The following is a 17,408-nucleotide window of genomic DNA, read 5'->3' as shown; positions in this document are numbered from 1 at the left end:
GCACACCGGACGCAGCGCACACCGGAAAGCGCCGTACGCCGGAAGGCCGGGCTCCTCCCACGGGAGGGGCCCGGCCTCGGCGTTTGCCGCCGGCAGTCGTCAGTCGCCGATGTGGGCGAAGCCCTCCTCGCCGCCGGCGAGGTCGGTGGAGGTGGCGGCACCGAAGCCGTGGGCACCGGTGAGGATGTGCGAGGTGTGGCCGACGCCCCACCACTCGCCGGCCGCGAACACCGGGTGCGCCGACGCGACGAACTCGCCGCCGCCGGCCAGGCCGACGTGGGCGAACGCCGGGGTGGCGACGCCGACCAGCGCCAGCGCGCCGAAGGCGGTCAGTGCGGCCTTGCCCAGCTTGCTCTTCATGGATCTGCCCTCTCGTTCGGAGCACTCGTCAGGAGTGCTCTGCCACTGATCACGTGAACACACGCTGCCGTCCGCCGGGGCGCCCCACGCGCCGCGCCGACGGCCTGTCACCCGGCCGGACCGCACCCGAACGAGGCGGCCCGGCCGGACACTCGATCCCTCAAGCCCGGAGGGCCCGGGGAGAAGTCCCCGGGCCCTCCGTCCGCGCCATGCCCCTGGATCAGCCGATCAGGTGCGAGACACCCGCGTCGCCCGAGGACTGGGTGTTCTGGCCGACGTTGCAGATCTGCTTCGGGGTGCTGTTGAGAACCGGGACCTCGACCGGAACCGCGACACCGATGACGGCGACCGCGATGTTGTGCACCTCGGGAAGGCAGACGTTCGCGTTGTCCAGGGTGTGGAAGTTCGGGCTGCCGTTGCCGTGGGTGCCGGTCTGGTTGGTGCCGCCGTTGCCCTGGGCGGAGACGGCCGAGCCGTCCGAGTCGGCGATGGCGGAGGCCGAGCCGGCGGACATCGCGATGGCGGCGGCGGCCAGGCCGGCGGCGGCGAGGGTCTTCTTGATCATTTCTGGGTTTCCTCTCGGGGGTGAATCGGGGAGCGATTCGAAGGGTGGTGCAGGGGGTGGTGCAGGGGGTGGTGCAGGGGGGTGGTGCGGCTGGGGGAGCGGGTCAGCCGATCAGGTGCGAGACGCCGGCGTCGCCCTTGCTCTGGGTGCCCTGACCCTGGGTGCAGTACTGCTTGCCACCGCTGTTGGCGATCGGGACCTCGACCGGGACGGCCACGCCGAGCACGCCGACCGCGATGTTGTGGATCTCGGGGAGGCAGACGTTCGCGTTGTCCAGGAAGTGGAAGTTCGGGCTGTTGTCGCCGACGGTGCCGGTGAAGTTGGTCCCGCCGTTGCCCTGGAGGGACGCGGCGGAGCCGTCCGAGTCCGCGATGGCCGAGGCCGGCGCCGCGGCGGCGGCCAGCGCGGCGACGGCCAGGCCGGCGGCGGCGAAGGACTTCTGGATCATGGGGAGATCCCTCTCTGAAAAGCTTTTGGTTTCCGTGCGTACAACGCGTACAACGCTCAGACCCGGTCTGCGGTCACTGACATTCAGATCAAAGAATGACGGCACGGAAGGTTACGGGGATTTTTGAAAAGAGTCCGGGAGGCGCGGCCGGAAGGCGTTTCCGGTCGGATTATTAGGCCGAACCGGTTAACCGCCGCAATCCGGGCTCCGGGTGACTCGTTGAGACAGAGTGCTTTCCGGCTGCGCCAGCGCAGCCGACCCCCCAGATCCCCAGTACGGACAGCAGAACGGTGAAAAGCATGAAGTTCTCCAAGCGGGCCGGCGCGATGCTGCTGGCGGTCGGTGCGGGCATGCTCGCCTCCCCGGGGGCGGCGTCCGCGGCCGTCCTCAACCCCGACCAGGTCGGGGCTCTGGAGGACAGGCTGGCCACCCAGCAGGTCCCGGTCGACGTGCCGCTCGCCCCGCTGGACAGCCGGATCTCCGGCGGCATCCCGACGTCCCTGGTGATGCCGCCCGTACCCGGCCGGACCACCGGCACCGAGCTGCTCCCGGACCGGCTCGTCCCGGCGCTCGGCACCGGCAAGGTCGGGCCGACGGCCAAGGCCGAGCTGCCGCTGCCGCTGGTCGACCAGGGCGCCGACCTCGGCGAGGTGCTGCTGGAGGCCCCGGCCGCGCCGCTGCACGCCGACACCCCCGGGGTGGGCCTCGGCAAGCCGCTCGCGCTCGCCCAGGACGGCACCGGCCAGCTGGCCGACGGCGCGCTCAAGGTCGGCGAGGTCGACCCGCGGCTGATCACCGGCGCGGTCCAGGCCGTCCCGGGCGCCAAGGCGACGCTCGGCAACGAGGACGAGCGGATCTCCGTCACCGACTCGCTGGAGGGCCTGGCCGCGACCACCACCGCGACCACCACCGGCGTGGTGCAGCAGACCGGGGTGGCCGGGCTCGCCAACCTCTGAGCCGCCCGCCGCGGCCCGTCCGGCCGGCCCGGGAGCCCGGTACCCGTCTCCGTGAGGACGGGGGTACCGGGCTCCCGGGTGTCCGGCGCCGGGGCTCAGCCCGGCAAGGCGCCGAGCAGCTGCCCGACCACCGGCAGGTCCCGCGCGCCGCCGCCGGCGCTCAGCGGGCCGGTCAGCGTCCCGGTGGAGACCGGCGCCAGGCCGGAGTCGTCCGGCTGGACGGTGGCGCCGTTGTTCAGCACGTCGGCCGAGGAGTTGGCCCACGGGTCCAGGCGCAGGTCCTTGACCGGCGCGATGCCGTAGCCGAGGCCGGCGGTCGTGCCGCCGAGCGCCTTCGCGACGTCGGTCTTGGCCAGCGAGGCGCCGCCCTCGGCCGGCGCCGCGTGCGCCGTGCCGGCGCCGAGCAGCATCGCGGCGCCCAGGGCGGCGGCGAGGCCGGCCCCGCTCTTCTTCGAAACCATGCGGAGTCACCCTTCGGGGATCGGGGGCCCCGGGCGGCTGGACTGCGCCCGGGTACGCCGAACTGCCCCCCGGCCGGCTGGTCGGGGGGCAGGACGGCCGGAATGCGTGCCGATCGGGGATCAGCAGTCGTCCGCGTCGTGCTGCGGGTGCGCCTCGATGTTGGCGCAGCTGTTGCCGAACGCCGGGTTGAGGGCGCCGATCACGTCGATGGAGTTGCCGCACAGGTTGACCGGGATGTGCACGGGCACCTGGAGCTGGTTCCCGGAGAGCACACCGGGGGAGCCGGCGGCGACGCCCTCGGCGCCGGAGCTGGCGTTGGCGGCACCCGCCGCGCCCAGCACCAGGCCGGCGGCGGCGGCGGAGAGGACGGCGGCCTTCTTCACGTTCTGCATGGGGGTTGATCTCCTCGATCACACACGGGTTGAGCGGGCCGCACCCCGACGGCAGCGGGGTGCGGCACGGACTCGGTGAGGTGGCTGTCGCCGTACCGGCGACCGCCGGTTCAGCCGATGTTGGCGCAGTGGTTGCCGAACGCCGGGTTGAGGATGCTGACGATGCCGATGGAGTTGCCGCAGACGTTGACCGGGATGTGCACCGGGATCTGGATCTGGTTGCCGGAGAGCACACCGGGGGAGCCGGCGGCGACGCCCTCGGCACCGGAGCTGGCGAACGCGCCGCCGGCCGCGCCGACGACCAGGCCGGCGGTGGCGAGGGACAGGGCGGCGGCCTTCTTGAGGTTACGCATGTGGGTTCTTCCTCCGTTTTCTGCCCGACCGTAAATGGGAAATAGTCGGGAGCCGGGCGAAAGGAAATCATCGCCCGCTGGCTTCTGGGAATGCCGTGATTGTCACTCTGGCGGCCCAAGTGGCGCGTGTCGCCCGTGGCTTGGACGATGGGCGGCGGCCGCGTCACCGCGCGTCGCGAACCAATTCCCGCACGGCCGGGAACAATTCGTGCAGACGCGCGACCAGGAGTAATTCCGGACGGGCTCGGACCGGCGGCGGATCTCCCGGAGTCGGTGGGCCGCCCGGCGGGGTGCGCCGGGCGGCCGTTCGGCGCTGGGTCAGGCGTTCGCGCAGTGGTTGCCGAACGCCGGGTTGAGCAGGCCGACCAGGTCGACCGAGTTGCCGCACACGTTCACCGGGATGTGCACCGGGACCTGGATCTGGTTGCCCGAGGCCACGCCGGGCGAACCGGCCGCCACGCCCTCGGCGGAAGCGCCGTGGGTGTGGTGGGCGGAGGCGACGCCGGCGCCGGCGGCCAGCATGGCGGCGGTGGCCGCGGTGCCGAGGACGCCGTGGGCGAGCTTGCGCATGTGCGGTATCTCGATTCGTTCTGGGGGCCTGGGTGGAGCGTGTTCCGCCAGGGAGAACGAGGAAGCGCCCGGGGGGAAACGGCCCGGCCGCGGGCGATCACCCGAATGCCTGGCGCCGGGTGCGTTGGGCCACTCGGGTGACAAAGCACCCTCCGTCGCAACCGGGTCGGGCAGGTCTCGTTCTAGATGTCGCACTCCCCGTGCATCTCTGTCGATTAGTCAGGAGGCTCCTATGAGCATCAAGAAGACGGCCGCCGTCGGTGCCGCCGTGGTAGGCATCGTGGCGGCCGGTGCCGGCACCGCGATGGCCAGCTCGGGCGCCGAGGGCGTCGCCGCGGGTTCCCCGGGCGTCATCTCCGGCAACCAGATCCAGGTCCCGGTGCACGTGCCGGTCAACCTGTGCGGCAACACCATCAACGTGATCGGCCTGCTGAACCCGGCGTTCGGCAACCACTGCGTCAACGCGGGCTGATCCGCGCCCGGTTCGGCCGGCGCGAGCCGCCGTTCCGCGCTTCCCTCCTGGGGCGCGGGGCGGCGGCTCTCCGTTTTCCGGACGCTCCGCGCGCCGTCCGTCCGGAGCGGCGCCGGCGGCGGCTCCCGGCGCCGTCACAAGCCTTGTTGCGTTACCGGTCGGTACCTAGAATGTGAGACCTGCTCACCTTTCTTTGCTCCGATGCGTCCGGCGCCCCTCGGCCGGGCGGGATCCCCCACCCCGCAAGGAGTTGCGTGTGATCAGGTCACGATTGTCAGGTGCGCGCCGACCCCGGCCGGCCGCGCGCCGCTCCCCGTACGCCGCACTGCTCGCGACGGGCGCCCTCGTCGTCGCCCTCGGCCTGGCCGGTGCCCCCGGCGCCGTCGCCGCACCCGCGGCCGGCACCGCCAAACCGGCCGCGATCGTCGCCCTCGGCGACAGCGCGATCTCCGGGGAGGGCGCCGGCACCGACACCGGCGACGGCTACTTCCCGGAGACCGACAACCCCTCCGACTACTGCCACCGGCACCCGAAGTCGGAGATCTTCGTCACCGGCATCCCCGACGTCACCCCGGTCGACCTGGCCTGCTCGGGCGCCCAGACCGGCGACCTGGTCAGCGACCCCGAGCTGGCCAAGGTCACCGGACCGGGCAGCGGCGACTTCGGCGAGCGCAAGCAGGACGTCCAACTCGCCGAGGCGGCGGGCAGGTACGACGTCAAGATGGTCGTCGTCACGATCGGCGCCAACGACGACTTCGACTTCAGCGGCATCATGATGCACTGCCTCGCGCAGTACTTCCCCGTCCCCAAGGACCAGGGCTGCCGCGACACCATCGGCAGCGAGGAGATCACCCAGCGGGCCAAGCGGGTCCAGCCCAAGGTGGTCGCCGCGCTGCAGGACATCCGGCAGACCATGCGGAAGGCCGGCTACGCCGACTCCTCGTACCAGCTGGTCTACCAGTCGTACTTCAACCCGATCACGCCCGACATCCGGCGCAACGACTACCTCGGCAAGATCGCCGACGGCTGCCCGGCCTTCCCCGAGGACCTCGCCTGGGGCCACAACTGGGTGGTGCCGCTCTTCAGCGACACCCTGCGCGCCGCGGCCGAACAGGTGCCCGGCGTCCGGTACCTGGACCAGCGGCGGGTCGCCTTCGGCCACGAGGTCTGTGCCGAGTGGACCAGCTCCCCGTACGAGTACACCAACGGGGACGTCATCAACCTCTCCGAGTGGGTCCGCAACGGCTGCGACGCGCAGATCGGCATCCCCGGGCTGTGCATGAACATGGTCCGCCAGTCGTACCACCTGCGGGTGGCCGGCTACCGCGGCGAGGGCGTCTGCCTCGGCCAGTTCTACGCCCGGCCCGACCAGCAGCAGGCCTACTGCACGCTCGACCAGCAGAACGTCACGTCGATCCGGCCGCTCACCCCCGGCAGGCCCTTCGGCGACGTGCCCGAGGACGGCGCCTGGTACCAGCTCACCAACTCCGCCGACGGGAAGGCGCTCGACCTCACCGGCGGCGGCACCTACGGCGACTCCGTCAACGGCCGCGCCGCCATCACCTACGCCGCCACCGGCGGGCTCAACCAGTCGTTCGTCCTGGAGGCCAAGCCGGGCGGCGCCTACGAGCTCGACTTCAGCGGCAACCGGGACATGTGCCTGGACGCCGACGCCGGCTCCACCGCCCCCGGCACCCGGCTCCAGCAGTGGGGCTGCAACGGCGGCGGCAACCAGCACTGGGTCCTCAAGCCCGCCGGCGACGGCCTCTACGAGCTGGCCGACTCCCAGGACCGGTCCAGGGTCGCCACCGCGAGCGGTGACCTCGACGCCAAGGGCAACCGGCTCGTCGAACTCGCCGCCGACACCGGCGCCGCCAACCAGCTCTGGCAGCTCACCAAGCTCGGCATCGTGTACCTCCACGGCTGATCCGCCCCGCCCCGCCGCCCCCGTCCGGTCAGCCGGGCGGGGGCGGCGGCACTCCGGAGGGTGCTCCGGCACGGGCGCACGCGGGCGCCGGGGCGAGGGACCGGCGGGGCGGGCGGCGGCCGGCGGGCGCTGGTTCGTGCGCCCACCCCGGCCCGCGGGGGAGGGATTCTAATGCATCGTCAGATGCCTTGAGCGGTGCTTGCCTTGGCGTGACGTCCGGCGGGCGCGGCGGTGGATAATCCATCGGGTGATCGCCACTCTGGAGGACGCCCGACGGCTGCTCCGCCCCGCCGTGCACCTCGGGATCGTCGCCCGGCCGCTCTACCTGCTGCCACTGCTCCGCACCGGCGCGCTGTCCGCGCTGCTGTCCGCCGAGGCGGCGGACGCCGGCTGGGCCGCGCGCTTCGGGGTCGAGCTGCACTCGCTGGAGGAGCACACCCTGATCCGGACGGGCGGTGCCGCCGGCGCGAGCCTGGACGAGCTGACCGCCCGGCTGCCCGGGCTGACCGGCACCCGCTGGCGCGGCCGGGAGCTGCGGCTGGCCGGCTACGGCAGCCACCGCGAGCACTGGACCGCCGCCGTGGAGGCCACCGGTGCCCGGCTGCTGGTGCCGCCGCTGCGGGCGGACGCCGAGGTGCTGAGCGACAAGACCGCGATGCGCGAGTGGTTCGGGCACCTCGGCGTACCGGTCCCGGCCAGCACCGTGGTGGCCGGGACGCTCGACCACACCGCGCTGCGGCGCCGGTTCGGCGCGGTCTACGTCGCCCAGACCCCGCGCGGCTCCGCGGGCAACGGCACCCACCTGGTCCGCTCCGCCGAGGACGCGGCCGCCCTGCCCGCCCGCGACCGCTGGCTGGTCAGCGAGTACGCCGGCGACACCGCACTCAACGTGCACGGCTTCGTCGGACTGGACGGCCTGCCGCAGGTGCTGCGCCCCTCCCTGCAGTTGATCGGGATCGCGGCGGCGGGCGCCGGGTTCGGCCAGTACAGCGGCTGCGACTTCGAGGCGCCCGAGCGGCTGGCTCCGCGCGCGGTGGCCCGCTGCCTGGACGCGACCGAGCGGATCGGCTGGGGCCTGGCCGGCCTGGGCTACCGGGGCGTCTTCGGGGCGGACTTCGTCCTCCGGGACGACCGGGCCCTCGCCCTGGAGATCAACTGCCGGATGCAGGGCTCCAGCTGGCTGCTCGGCGAGCTGGAGCTGGAGCGGGCGGACGGGCGGCTGCCCACGGTGCTCCGGCACGTGCTGGAGCGGCACGGCGTCCCCACCCTCGGCAAGCCCGACCCGGACCCGGCGTACGGCGTGCAGCTGACCGTCCGGCACACCGGCGCCCCGGCGGAGGCCGTCGGGGTGCCGGCGGCCGGGGCGTACGTGCTGCGCGACGGCGTGCTGGTCCGCCGGGGCGACGCCGCCGGCCTGCTGGAGTGCGGCCCCGACGAGACCGTGCTGGTCAACCTGCCGCCGGCCGGTGCGGTCCTGCAGCACGGTGCCGTCCTCGCCCGGCTGGTGAGCCGCCGTTCCCTCACCGCCCCGGACGGTCGCACCCTCACCGCGGGCGGCCGCGCCCAGGTCGACGCCCTGCACCGGCTCTACTCCTTCGTGGGACCGGCACGGAAGGTTGACGCGGGCCCCCGAACCCCCGTGCCGTAGGCTCGCCCGGCGGCGGCGCGTTTCGTGGCCGCGCCGATCACGAGCGGGGGCGGGGAGTCCAGAGCTGATGAGCACGGCATCGAGCACATCCAGTACGGAGCCGGCGAGCGCGGAGCCGCCCGGCGCCGACGACCGGTCCGCGGCTACGGAGCGCCGGGGCCGGTTCGCCGCCGCGGTGGACCGGTTCGCGCCCGCACTCGGCGCGTACGCGGTGGTCAAGGCGACCGGCCTGACCGTCTTCATGCTGTTGCTCTCGCACACCGGGGACTTCCTGAAGAAGGAGATCGGCCGCGGCGGCGGTGCCCGGCCGTGGGACGTGCTCGGCACCTGGGACGGCATCTGGTACCAGCGGATCGCCGAGAACGGCTACGACCCGCAGCTGATCCCGCTGCACGGTTACCCGCTGGCCACCTACTACGAGAACTCGGCCGCCTTCTTCCCGCTCTACCCGTGGCTGATGCGGCTGGTCGGCGCGGTCACCGGCCTCGGTCCGTACGGCTCCGGGATCGCCGTCTCGGTGATCGCCTCGTTCGTCGCGGCGGCCGGGATCTTCGCGGTCGCCGAGCGGCTCGGCGGCTTCCGGGCCGGGGTGATCGCCGCCGTGATCTGGGGGCTGTTCCCGGGTTCGGGGGTGGAGTGGGCGGTCTACTCGGACTCGCTGTTCGTCGCGATCTCCGCCTGGGCCTGCTACTGCGTGATGACGCGCCGCTGGGTCGCCGCCGGGGTGCTCGCCCTCGCGGCCGGCCTCAACCGGCCCACCGCGGCGGCGCTGATCGCGGCCGTCTCGATCGCCGCACTGGTGGCGCTCGTCCGGCGGACCGACGGCATCGCCCGCCCGCTGACCGCGATGCTGATCACCCCCTGGGGCCTGCTCTGGTACGTCGCCTGGGTCGGCTACCGGATGGGCGACTGGGGCGGCTACTTCAAGCTGCAGCGCGGCGCCTGGAACCGCTACTTCGACTGGGGCGCCTCCACCTCCCGCACCTTCCTGGACGTGATCACCGGGCACTGGGACTTCTGGCAGTCCAACCCGGTGCCCGACCTGATCGCGGTGGCCCTGCTGATCGCCCTGCCCGGGCTGCTGGTGCTGCTGCTGCGCGCCCGGCCGCCGCTGGTGCTGGTGGTCTTCACCCTGCTGACCGTCTTCACCGCGCTGAGCAGCAACCAGATCTTCGGCAACATCTCGCGCTACCTGCTGCCCGCCTTCCCGCTCTGCATCGGCCTGGCGCTCGCGCTGCGCCGGCTGCGGCTGCCGACCCTGGCCGGCCTGTTCGCCGTGCCGGCGGTGGCGGCCGGCTGGTACGCCGGGTACGCGCTGTTCGAGCTGGGCATCCCGTAGGCCCGCAGGCCCGCAGACTCGTAGGCCCGCAGGCCCCGCCTGCCTGGACGCCCGCCGGCCCGGACCCGGGCCCCCGCCTTCCCGGCGGCACGCCGGGAAGGTGGTTGGTCACGGGATCATCCGGCGCGGGACGGCATTGCTAACCTCGGTTGTATGACGACGAGCCCGCCCGTGCGCCAGATCCGTGACATCTCCGGTCTGCTGGACCACGCCAGCCACGTGCTGGCGACCCGGATGGCGGCCGCCTTCACCGAGCTCGGGATCACCCCGCGCGCCTACTGCGTGCTCTTCCACGCGCTGGAGGCCGAGCGCACCCAGATCCAGCTGGCCGAGCTGAGCGACCTGGACAAGACCACCATGGTCGTCACCGTCGACGAGCTGGAGAAGGCCGGCCTCGCCGAGCGCCGCCCGTCCGCCACCGACCGCCGGGCCCGGATCATCTCGGTCACCGAGGCGGGGGAGCGGGCCGTCGTGCAGGGCACCGCCATCGCCGACAGGGTCCACCGCGAGGTGCTGGAGTCGCTGCCGGACGGGGAGCGGACGGCCTTCGTCTCGGCGCTGTCGCGACTGGTGGACGGGCCGCTCGCGGAGCCGGTGGAGAGCGACCGGACGGTCCGGCGGGCCCGCCGCTCTCGGAGCTGAGACCTGAACGGGACTTTCCCGAGAAAGATAGTCCCGAACAAAACCATCTGTTAGCGTCTTACCCGGTACTCAACCCACCGGGAGACCCGCCATGACCACGCACGCCCCCCTCACGCATGCCCCGACCCGGCCCGACTCCAGCCGGGCCGCCGCCCGCTCCCGCGTGCTCGCCCTCGCGGTGCTCTGTGCCGGGATGCTGATGATCATCCTGGACGGCTCCATCGTCACCGTGGCCCTGCCGGCCATCCAGGACGACCTCGGCTTCACGCCCGCCGGCCTGACCTGGACGGTCAACGCGTACCTGATCGCCTTCGGCGGCCTGCTCCTGCTGGCCGGCCGGCTCGGCGACCTGGTCGGCCGCAAGAAGGTCTTCGTCGCCGGACTGGCGCTCTTCACCGCCGCCTCGCTGCTCTGCGCGGTGGCCACGGGCCAGGGCGTGCTGATCGCCGCCCGCTTCCTCCAGGGGATCGGAGGTGCGATGGCCTCCGCGGTCAGCCTCGGCATGATCGTCACGCTCTTCCCCGAGCCGCGCGAGCGCGGCCGGGCGATCGCGGCCTTCAGCTTCACCGGTGCGGCCGGCGCCTCGATCGGCCAGGTGCTCGGCGGCGTCCTCACCGAGGCCCTGAACTGGCACTGGATCTTCCTGATCAACCTGCCGCTCGGCCTGGCCGCCGCCCTGCTCGCCGTCCGGGTGCTCGACGCCGACCACGGCCCGGGGCTGCGGGCCGGGGCCGACGCCCTGGGCGCCGTCCTGATCACCGCCGCCCTGATGCTCGGCATCTACACCATCGTCGGCACCGGCGAGCACGGCTGGGCCTCCGCCCGCACGCTCGGCCTCGGCGCGCTCTCCGCGCTGCTGCTGGCCGCCTTCCTGGTCCGCCAGGCCCGGGCCGCCCGGCCGCTGCTGCCGCTGCGGATGTTCCGCTCCCGCAACGTCACCGGCGCCAACGCCGTGCAGGTCCTGACCATCTCCGGGATGTTCGGCTTCCAGGTCCTGGTCGCCCTCTACCTGCAGAACGTGCTCGGTTACGGCGCCGCCGCGACCGGCCTGGCCATGCTCCCCGCCGCGGTCGCCATCGGAGCCGTCTCGCTGCTGCTCTCCGCCCGGCTCAACGCCCGGTTCGGCGAGCGCAACGTCCTGCTGGCCGGGCTGGCGCTGCTGGTCGCCGCGCTTGGGCTGCTGGCCCGGCTGCCGGCCGGGGCCGACTACGTGCCGCACCTGCTGCCGACCATGCTCCTGATCGGCGGCGGCGGGCTGGTGCTCTCCGCCCTCACCGCCCTGGGCATGTCCGGCGCGGGCGCGGCCGACGCGGGCACCGCCTCCGGCCTCTTCAACACCACCCAGCAGGTCGGCGCCGCCCTCGGTGTCGCCGTCCTGACCACCCTGGCCGGCTCCCGCACCTCCGCCCTGGCGGCGGCGGGCCACCCGGCTGCGGACGCCCTCACCGGCGGCTTCCGCCTCGCCTTCGCGGTCGCGGCCGGCCTGCTCGTGGTGGCCTTCGTGCTCACCGCGGTGGTCCTGCGCAAGCCCGCCCCGGCGGCCGCGGACCGCCCGGTGGCGCCGGTGGCCTGACGGCCCGGGAGGTGCCGGAACACAGCGGAGCGGGCGGCCTGCCGGAGGGGGACTCCGGCGGGCCGCCCGCTCGACCGGGCGGTGTGGGGGTCCGCCCGACGGCCCGGGCGGCGTGGAGGGTCCGCCCGGACCGTGGTCAGGCCGGGTCCCGGGCCGGCCCGCCCCCCGCGCGGGCCGGCCCCGGGACCTCGTTCTGACCCCCCCTCAGTGGTGGTCGAAGCTCCATCCGGTGTCCGGTGTCCGGGACTTCCGGACGGACGTGGAGGGAGTGCGGGCGGAGGAGTCGGTGACGGCTGCGGACACGACGTTGGCTGTCATGCGGCTCACGCTAAGGGCGCGACACTTCGGCGGCCGCCGAACTGTCCCTGACACCCCGTCCGCCCGCCGGCGCGTGCGGCATGATGGGAACATGTCGCACGATCAGGACGTACCGCTCGCACGGATCGCCGCGCTGCTCGCCGATCCCACCCGTGCCACCGTGTGCACCGCGCTGCTCGACGGCCGTGCCTGGACCGCCGGCGAACTGGCCCGCCACACCGGGGTCTCGGCGTCCACCGCGAGTGAGCACCTGTCCCGCCTGATCGACGCGACCCTGCTGGTCGAGGAGCGCCAGGGCCGCCACCGGTACGTCCGGTTGTCCGGGCCGGAGGTGGCCGGCCTGATCGAGGACCTCACGGTCTTCGCGCAGGCCGCCTGGCCGAGCCCGGTGGAGCCGCCCCGCAGCCTGCGCGAGTCGACCCGGCGGAGCGCCGAGGCCCGGGCCCGCACCTGCTACGACCACCTGGCCGGACAGCTCGGGGTGGCGGTGCGCGACGCCAGCGTCGCCCTCGGGCTGGTGCTGGACGAGCCGGGCCTCGTGGTGACCGAGCAGGGCTGGGCCTGGCTGGCGGAGCTGGGGGCCGAGCGGCCCGCCCGGGCCCGGTCGCGCCCGGCCGTCCGCAGCTGCGTGGACTGGACGGAGCGCCGCCGGCACCTCGGCGGGGTGTTCGGGGCCACCGTCCACCGGACGGCGTTCGAGCGGCAGTGGGTGGAGCGGATCGGCTCCGGCCGGGCGCTGCGGCTCACCCCCGCCGGGGCCGACGGGTTCCACGAGCTGCTGGGGCTGGACCTGGCCGCCGCCTGACGCCCCGCGCCGCGGCGGCCCGGCGCCAGGGCCGGACTCGTCAGGGCTGGACTCGTCAGGGCCGGACCGGTGTCAGGGCCAGACCAGGCAGTACAGCTGGTGCCCGGCCTCGTGCAGCCGGTTGGCGAAGTCCTGCCACTCGTGCAGCATGCTGTAGATCACGAAGGCGTCGCGCGGCCCGCGGCGGTCCGGGACGGTGGACCAGATGAAGGCGGCGGCGCCGAGCTCGGTCTCGTCGGCCTTGCGCAGCGGTTCGACGACGTTCTGCGGGAGCTGGACGACGGCGTAGTCGGGGTGCAGCACGACCAGCTCCAGCGGCGGGACCTGGTGCAGCGGGACGCCCTGGATGCCGGTGAGGACCATGGCGCTCATGGTCTCCGGCTTGATCTTGGTGGAGAGGTGCCCGTTGGGGGAGCCGCTGGTCTCCATCAGGTCGCCGAGCCGCCCGAGCGAGCCGAGCTCGCCCGCGTCCAGGCCGAGCCCGCCGGGACCGAGCGCGGTCGGGACTCTGGCGGCGGTGGCGCGGTCGGGTGCTCCGAAGTACTTGTAGGTCACCCCCACGCGTCCCTCACCCCGCCTCTCGCCACCGCGACCTCCACGACCCGTTCCCGCTCCCGTACCCCCGCGTGCGGCCTCGGCGGGCCTGCGGGAGCCACCCGCGGCCTCGTCGTGGCCGTCCTGCGCCTCGGACACTCGGACCATCCTCACCGGAATTCGCCGGAATCGACAGACCCCCGCACGTCCGGCGTCCGTCCGGACGTGCTCCTTACCCGTCATGCGCCGCCGTACCCAGCTGGGGCACGCGGCAGTCCTCTTCACAGCCCTGCACACGCCGGAACCCTGCGCACCCCGGGTGGAAAGCCCGAGTGCACAGTCTGACTGGTCCGTCGCCGGGGTCAGTCAGGGGTCCCGTTGTACGGATAACCGTACAGACTTCCTCGCCCGGATCATCGTTCCAGATGATGAGGTCCGACATGCAGAGGTGAAGGACACGATTTGAGACCATGTCTCCCGTGAGCTACCCCTACGAAGCACCCCAGTCCCAGTCGCTCTTCGACCGCGCCTCGGTCGTGACGCCCGGCGGCGTCAACTCCCCGGTGCGCGCCTTCCGCGCGGTGGGCGGCACGCCGCGCTTCATGGTGTCCGGCACCGGCCCCTACCTCACCGACGCCGACGGCCGTGAGTACGTCGACCTGGTGTGCTCGTGGGGTCCGATGATCCTCGGCCACGCGCACCCCGCCGTGATCGACGCCGTCCAGCAGGCGGTCTCCCGCGGCACCTCCTTCGGTACGCCCGGCCAGGGCGAGGTCGAGCTGGCGGAGGAGATCGTCGCCCGGGTCGCCCCGGTCGAGCAGGTCCGCCTGGTCTCCTCCGGCACCGAGGCGACCATGTCCGCGATCCGGCTGGCCCGCGGCTTCACCGGCCGGGCGAAGGTCGTGAAGTTCGCCGGCTGCTACCACGGTCATGTGGACGCACTGCTGGCCGCCGCCGGTTCCGGCGTCGCGACCTTCGGTCTGCCGGACACCCCGGGCGTGACCGGCGCCCAGGCCGGCGACACCATCGTGCTCCCCTACAACGACCTGGCCGCCGTCGAGGAGGCCTTCCGGGCGCACCCGGGCGAGATCGCCTGCGTGATCACCGAGGCCTCGCCCGGCAACATGGGCGTCGTCCCGCCGCTGCCCGGGTTCAACGGCGGCCTGGCCCGGCTCTGCCGGGAGAACGGCGCGCTGTTCATCTCGGACGAGGTGATGACCGGTTTCCGCGTCTCCAGGGCCGGCTGGTACGGCCTGGAGGCGGCCCGGGAGGGCTGGGCGCCGGACCTGCTCACCTTCGGCAAGGTGATGGGCGGCGGCTTCCCGGCCGCGGCCTTCGGCGGCCGCGCCGACGTGATGGGCCACCTGGCGCCGGCCGGCCCGGTCTACCAGGCGGGCACCCTCTCCGGGAACCCGATCGCCACCGCGGCCGGCCTGGCCCAGCTGCGCGGCTGCACCGACGAGGTGTACGCCACGCTGGACCGGGTGGCCGCGGAGATCGCCGGCCTGGTGTCGGACGCCCTGGGCAAGGAGGGCGTGGCGCACCGGCTGCAGACCGCCGGGAACATGTTCTCGGTGTTCTTCACCGAGGACGTGGTCACCGACTACGACCTTGCGAAGACCCAGGAGGCGTTCCGGTTCAACGCCTTCTTCCACTCGATGCTCAGCCAGGGCGTCTACCTCCCGCCGTCCGCCTTCGAGTCCTGGTTCGTCTCGGCGGCCCACGACCAGCGGGCCGTCGACCGGATCGCCGCCGCCCTGCCGGCCGCCGCCCGCGCGGCCGCCGAGGCCACGGCCTAGCCCCCACCGAGCCCCCAGGAGTATTGAGCAGTGAGCGCCAAGGACATCACCGTCGTCCACCTGATGCGGCACGGTGAGGTGCACAACCCGGAGGGCATCCTGTACGGCCGGCTGCCCGGCTACCGGCTCTCCGAGCTGGGCCGGCAGATGGCCGACCGGGTGGCCGAGGACCTCGCCGGCCGGGACATCACCCACGTGGTGGCCTCCCCGCTGGAGCGGGCGCAGGAGACGGCCCAGCCGATCGCCGAGTCGCACGGCCTGGACCTCGCGGTGGACGAGCGGCTGATCGAGGCCGACAACATCTTCCAGGGCAAGACCTTCGGGGTCGGCGACGGTTCGCTGAAGAACCCCGGCTACTGGAAGTACCTGACCAACCCGTTCAAGCCCTCCTGGGGCGAGCCGTACCTGGAGCAGGCGGTGCGGATGATGGGCGCGCTCGCCGCGGCCCGGGACGCCGCGCGGGGGCACGAGGCGGTCTGCGTCAGCCACCAGCTGCCGATCTGGATCGTCCGCTCCTTCGTGGAGCGCCGCCGGCTCTGGCACGACCCGCGCAACCGGCAGTGCTCGCTGGCCTCGCTGACCAGCTTCACCTACGAGGGCGACAGGATCGTCTCGGTCGGCTACCGCGAGCCGGCCCGCGACCTGCTGCCCGCGCACCTGGTCGGCAAGGGCGGCAAGAGCAAGCCGGTGGGCAAGAGCTTCGGCGCCTGACGCCGGGCGCGTAAGCCGGGCGTAAGTATGAGCCGGATCACTCGGGAGCGACCCGGGTGATCCGGCTCAGTCGCAGGTCAGAGGGGGTGCGACACGGAATGCCGGACCCCCCCGAACCTGCCCGGAACTCCATGCGAAACTTTTCACATGTCTGGCACGACGCGCCCCCGAACCCGTCTCGCCGCAGCGGCCGCCGCCACCGCCGCCGCTGCCGCACTCGCCCTCACCGGCTGCTCCTCGTCCGGCTCGTCCGGCAGCGGTGACGGCCAGATCGGCTTCGTCAACGCCAAGGGCAACGTGTCCACGGCCGAGGCCGGGCACCGCCAGGACGCGCCGGACATCTCCGGCGAGACCCTGGAGGGCACCCCGGTCAAGCTCTCGGACTACCGGGGCAAGGTCGTCGTCCTCAACGTCTGGGGCTCCTGGTGCGGTCCGTGCCGCGGCGAGGCGGACGACCTCCAGCGGATCTGGGAGAAGTACAAGGACCAGGGCGTCCAGTTCCTCGGCATCAACACCCGGGACCCGGAGAAGGCCAACGCCGTCCGCTTCGAGCAGGAGAAGGGCGTCACCTTCCCCAGCCTCTACGACCCGGCCGGCACCCAGCTGCTGAAGTTCCCCAAGGGCAGCCTCAACCCGCAGTCGGTGCCGACCACCCTGGTGGTCGACCGGGACGGCAAGCTCGCCGCCCGCGCCGTCGGCGGCCAGGTGGACGACGCCCTGGAAGCGATGCTCCAGCCGGTGGTCGCGGAGCAGAAGCAGTGAGTGCGGCACTCCAGCTGGCCGACACCACCGGGACCATCCAGAGCGGGGCGCTGCTGGTCGCCGCGCCGATCGCGCTGGTGGCCGGGCTGGTCTCGTTCTTCTCGCCCTGCGTGCTGCCGCTCGTGCCCGGCTACCTCTCCTACGTCACCGGCTTCTCCGCCGCCGACCTCGCCGACGCGCGCGGCGGGCGGCGCGGCCGGATGCTGCTCGGGGCGCTGCTGTTCATCCTCGGCTTCACCGCCGTCTTCGTCTCCGGCGGCGCGCTGTTCGGCTACTTCGGCTCGACGCTGCAGGAGCACAAGCGGGTCATCTCGATCGTGCTCGGCGCGCTGACCATCGTCATGGGCCTCGCCTTCATGGGCCTGGTGCCCGGGCTGAGCATGCGCGAGCTGCGCTCGCACCGCCGTCCGGCGGTCGGCCTGCTCGGCGCGCCGATGCTCGGCGTGGTCTTCGGCGTCGGCTGGACGCCCTGCCTGGGCCCGACCCTGGCCGCCGTCCAGAACCTGGCCCTGAACGAGGCCGACGCCGGCCGTGCCGCCCTGCTGATGACCGCCTACTGCCTGGGCCTGGGCGTACCGTTCGTCGTGGCCGCGCTGGCCTTCCGCCGGGCGCTGGGCGCGTTCGGCTGGGTCAAGCGGCACTACCCGCTCGTCATGCGGATCGGCGGCGGCATGCTCGTCGCGGTCGGTCTGCTGCTCGTCACCGGGATCTGGGACTCGATGGTGAACGAGCTGCAGTCCTGGACCGCCGACTTCCAGATCGGAATCTGACC

General features: G+C 73.3%; 20 protein-coding genes. 12 read left to right on the top strand and 8 right to left on the bottom strand.

From position 1 onward, the window contains the following. Nucleotides 1–99 precede the first annotated feature (99 nt). The 3 genes from ABZ885_RS02715 to ABZ885_RS02705 form a co-directional block, all read right to left on the bottom strand. Nucleotides 100–360 (bottom strand): hypothetical protein, encoded by a 261-nt coding sequence (locus ABZ885_RS02715; RefSeq protein ID WP_360182588.1) that lies wholly within the window; start codon nucleotides 358–360, stop codon nucleotides 100–102. 220 nt (nucleotides 361–580) lie between these two features. Continuing rightward, complete coding sequence (locus ABZ885_RS02710) at nucleotides 581–925, bottom strand: rodlet layer protein (RefSeq protein WP_360182585.1); 345 nt, start codon at nucleotides 923–925, stop codon at nucleotides 581–583. A gap of 103 nt (nucleotides 926–1,028) precedes the next feature. Further along, the gene (locus tag ABZ885_RS02705; protein WP_238863694.1) at nucleotides 1,029–1,373 is read right to left on the bottom strand and encodes a rodlet layer protein; all 345 of its coding nucleotides are present in this window, start codon (nucleotides 1,371–1,373) and stop codon (nucleotides 1,029–1,031) included. Nucleotides 1,374–1,672: 299 nt separating this feature from the next. Here ABZ885_RS02705 and ABZ885_RS02700 point away from each other — a divergent pair, with 299 nt between their 5' ends. Then, entirely contained in the window at nucleotides 1,673–2,329 is a 657-nt protein-coding gene (locus ABZ885_RS02700; RefSeq protein ID WP_360182582.1) for a hypothetical protein, read from the top strand. Nucleotides 2,330–2,424: 95 nt separating this feature from the next. Here the strand turns inward: ABZ885_RS02700 and ABZ885_RS02695 are convergent, their stop codons facing one another. The 4 genes from ABZ885_RS02695 to ABZ885_RS02680 form a co-directional block, all read right to left on the bottom strand. Next, nucleotides 2,425–2,790 (bottom strand): hypothetical protein, encoded by a 366-nt coding sequence (locus ABZ885_RS02695; RefSeq protein WP_360182579.1) that lies wholly within the window; start codon nucleotides 2,788–2,790, stop codon nucleotides 2,425–2,427. A gap of 120 nt (nucleotides 2,791–2,910) precedes the next feature. Beyond that, the gene (locus tag ABZ885_RS02690) at nucleotides 2,911–3,183 is read right to left on the bottom strand and encodes a chaplin (protein ID WP_360182576.1); all 273 of its coding nucleotides are present in this window, start codon (nucleotides 3,181–3,183) and stop codon (nucleotides 2,911–2,913) included. Nucleotides 3,184–3,293: 110 nt separating this feature from the next. Further along, nucleotides 3,294–3,536 (bottom strand): chaplin, encoded by a 243-nt coding sequence (locus ABZ885_RS02685; RefSeq protein WP_238863698.1) that lies wholly within the window; start codon nucleotides 3,534–3,536, stop codon nucleotides 3,294–3,296. A 318-nt stretch (nucleotides 3,537–3,854) separates the two neighbouring features. Next, nucleotides 3,855–4,106 (bottom strand): chaplin, encoded by a 252-nt coding sequence (locus ABZ885_RS02680; protein WP_360182573.1) that lies wholly within the window; start codon nucleotides 4,104–4,106, stop codon nucleotides 3,855–3,857. A gap of 232 nt (nucleotides 4,107–4,338) precedes the next feature. Here ABZ885_RS02680 and ABZ885_RS02675 point away from each other — a divergent pair, with 232 nt between their 5' ends. The 7 genes from ABZ885_RS02675 to ABZ885_RS02645 all read left to right on the top strand — a co-directional run bounded on the left by ABZ885_RS02675 (nucleotide 4,339) and on the right by ABZ885_RS02645 (nucleotide 12,830). Then, complete coding sequence (locus ABZ885_RS02675) at nucleotides 4,339–4,578, top strand: chaplin (protein ID WP_238863700.1); 240 nt, start codon at nucleotides 4,339–4,341, stop codon at nucleotides 4,576–4,578. Nucleotides 4,579–4,834: 256 nt separating this feature from the next. After that, entirely contained in the window at nucleotides 4,835–6,505 is a 1,671-nt protein-coding gene (locus ABZ885_RS02670) for an RICIN domain-containing protein (RefSeq protein ID WP_360182570.1), read from the top strand. 247 nt (nucleotides 6,506–6,752) lie between these two features. Then, nucleotides 6,753–8,153: an ATP-grasp domain-containing protein gene (locus ABZ885_RS02665; RefSeq protein ID WP_360182567.1), complete on the top strand. Its 1,401-nt coding sequence runs from the start codon at nucleotides 6,753–6,755 to the stop codon at nucleotides 8,151–8,153. Between the two features lie 67 nt (nucleotides 8,154–8,220). After that, nucleotides 8,221–9,492: a hypothetical protein gene (locus ABZ885_RS02660; RefSeq protein ID WP_360182564.1), complete on the top strand. Its 1,272-nt coding sequence runs from the start codon at nucleotides 8,221–8,223 to the stop codon at nucleotides 9,490–9,492. A gap of 153 nt (nucleotides 9,493–9,645) precedes the next feature. Continuing rightward, on the top strand, nucleotides 9,646–10,134 hold the full coding sequence (locus ABZ885_RS02655) for a MarR family winged helix-turn-helix transcriptional regulator (RefSeq protein WP_360182561.1): 489 nt from the start codon (nucleotides 9,646–9,648) through the stop codon (nucleotides 10,132–10,134). 91 nt (nucleotides 10,135–10,225) lie between these two features. Continuing rightward, entirely contained in the window at nucleotides 10,226–11,707 is a 1,482-nt protein-coding gene (locus ABZ885_RS02650; RefSeq protein WP_360182558.1) for an MFS transporter, read from the top strand. Between the two features lie 409 nt (nucleotides 11,708–12,116). Continuing rightward, complete coding sequence (locus tag ABZ885_RS02645) at nucleotides 12,117–12,830, top strand: winged helix-turn-helix domain-containing protein (protein ID WP_360182555.1); 714 nt, start codon at nucleotides 12,117–12,119, stop codon at nucleotides 12,828–12,830. Nucleotides 12,831–12,902: 72 nt separating this feature from the next. On the opposite strand, the gene ABZ885_RS02640 is transcribed toward ABZ885_RS02645, so the two are convergent. Beyond that, nucleotides 12,903–13,391, bottom strand: coding sequence for a hypothetical protein (locus tag ABZ885_RS02640; RefSeq protein WP_063348869.1), 489 nt, complete (start codon nucleotides 13,389–13,391; stop codon nucleotides 12,903–12,905). 443 nt (nucleotides 13,392–13,834) lie between these two features. Here ABZ885_RS02640 and hemL point away from each other — a divergent pair, with 443 nt between their 5' ends. From hemL to ABZ885_RS02620, 4 genes are all read left to right on the top strand, one after another. Then, nucleotides 13,835–15,163 carry a glutamate-1-semialdehyde 2,1-aminomutase gene (hemL, locus tag ABZ885_RS02635; RefSeq protein WP_360182552.1) on the top strand — a complete coding sequence of 443 codons (1,329 nt, stop codon included), beginning with the start codon at nucleotides 13,835–13,837 and terminating at the stop codon, nucleotides 15,161–15,163. Nucleotides 15,164–15,226: 63 nt separating this feature from the next. Next, entirely contained in the window at nucleotides 15,227–15,874 is a 648-nt protein-coding gene (locus tag ABZ885_RS02630) for a histidine phosphatase family protein (protein WP_360182648.1), read from the top strand. Nucleotides 15,875–16,021: 147 nt separating this feature from the next. Further along, on the top strand, nucleotides 16,022–16,636 hold the full coding sequence (locus tag ABZ885_RS02625; RefSeq protein ID WP_360182549.1) for a TlpA disulfide reductase family protein: 615 nt from the start codon (nucleotides 16,022–16,024) through the stop codon (nucleotides 16,634–16,636). Beyond that, entirely contained in the window at nucleotides 16,633–17,406 is a 774-nt protein-coding gene (locus ABZ885_RS02620) for a cytochrome c biogenesis protein CcdA (RefSeq protein WP_360182546.1), read from the top strand. The genes ABZ885_RS02625 and ABZ885_RS02620 overlap by 4 nt, the downstream gene beginning before the upstream one ends. Nucleotides 17,407–17,408: the final 2 nt, after the last annotated feature.

This window comes from Kitasatospora sp. NPDC047058 (assembly GCF_040643935.1).
In the GTDB taxonomy this organism is placed as follows: Bacteria; Actinomycetota; Actinomycetes; order Streptomycetales; family Streptomycetaceae; genus Kitasatospora.
This window is presented reverse-complemented; position numbering and strand designations above follow the sequence as displayed.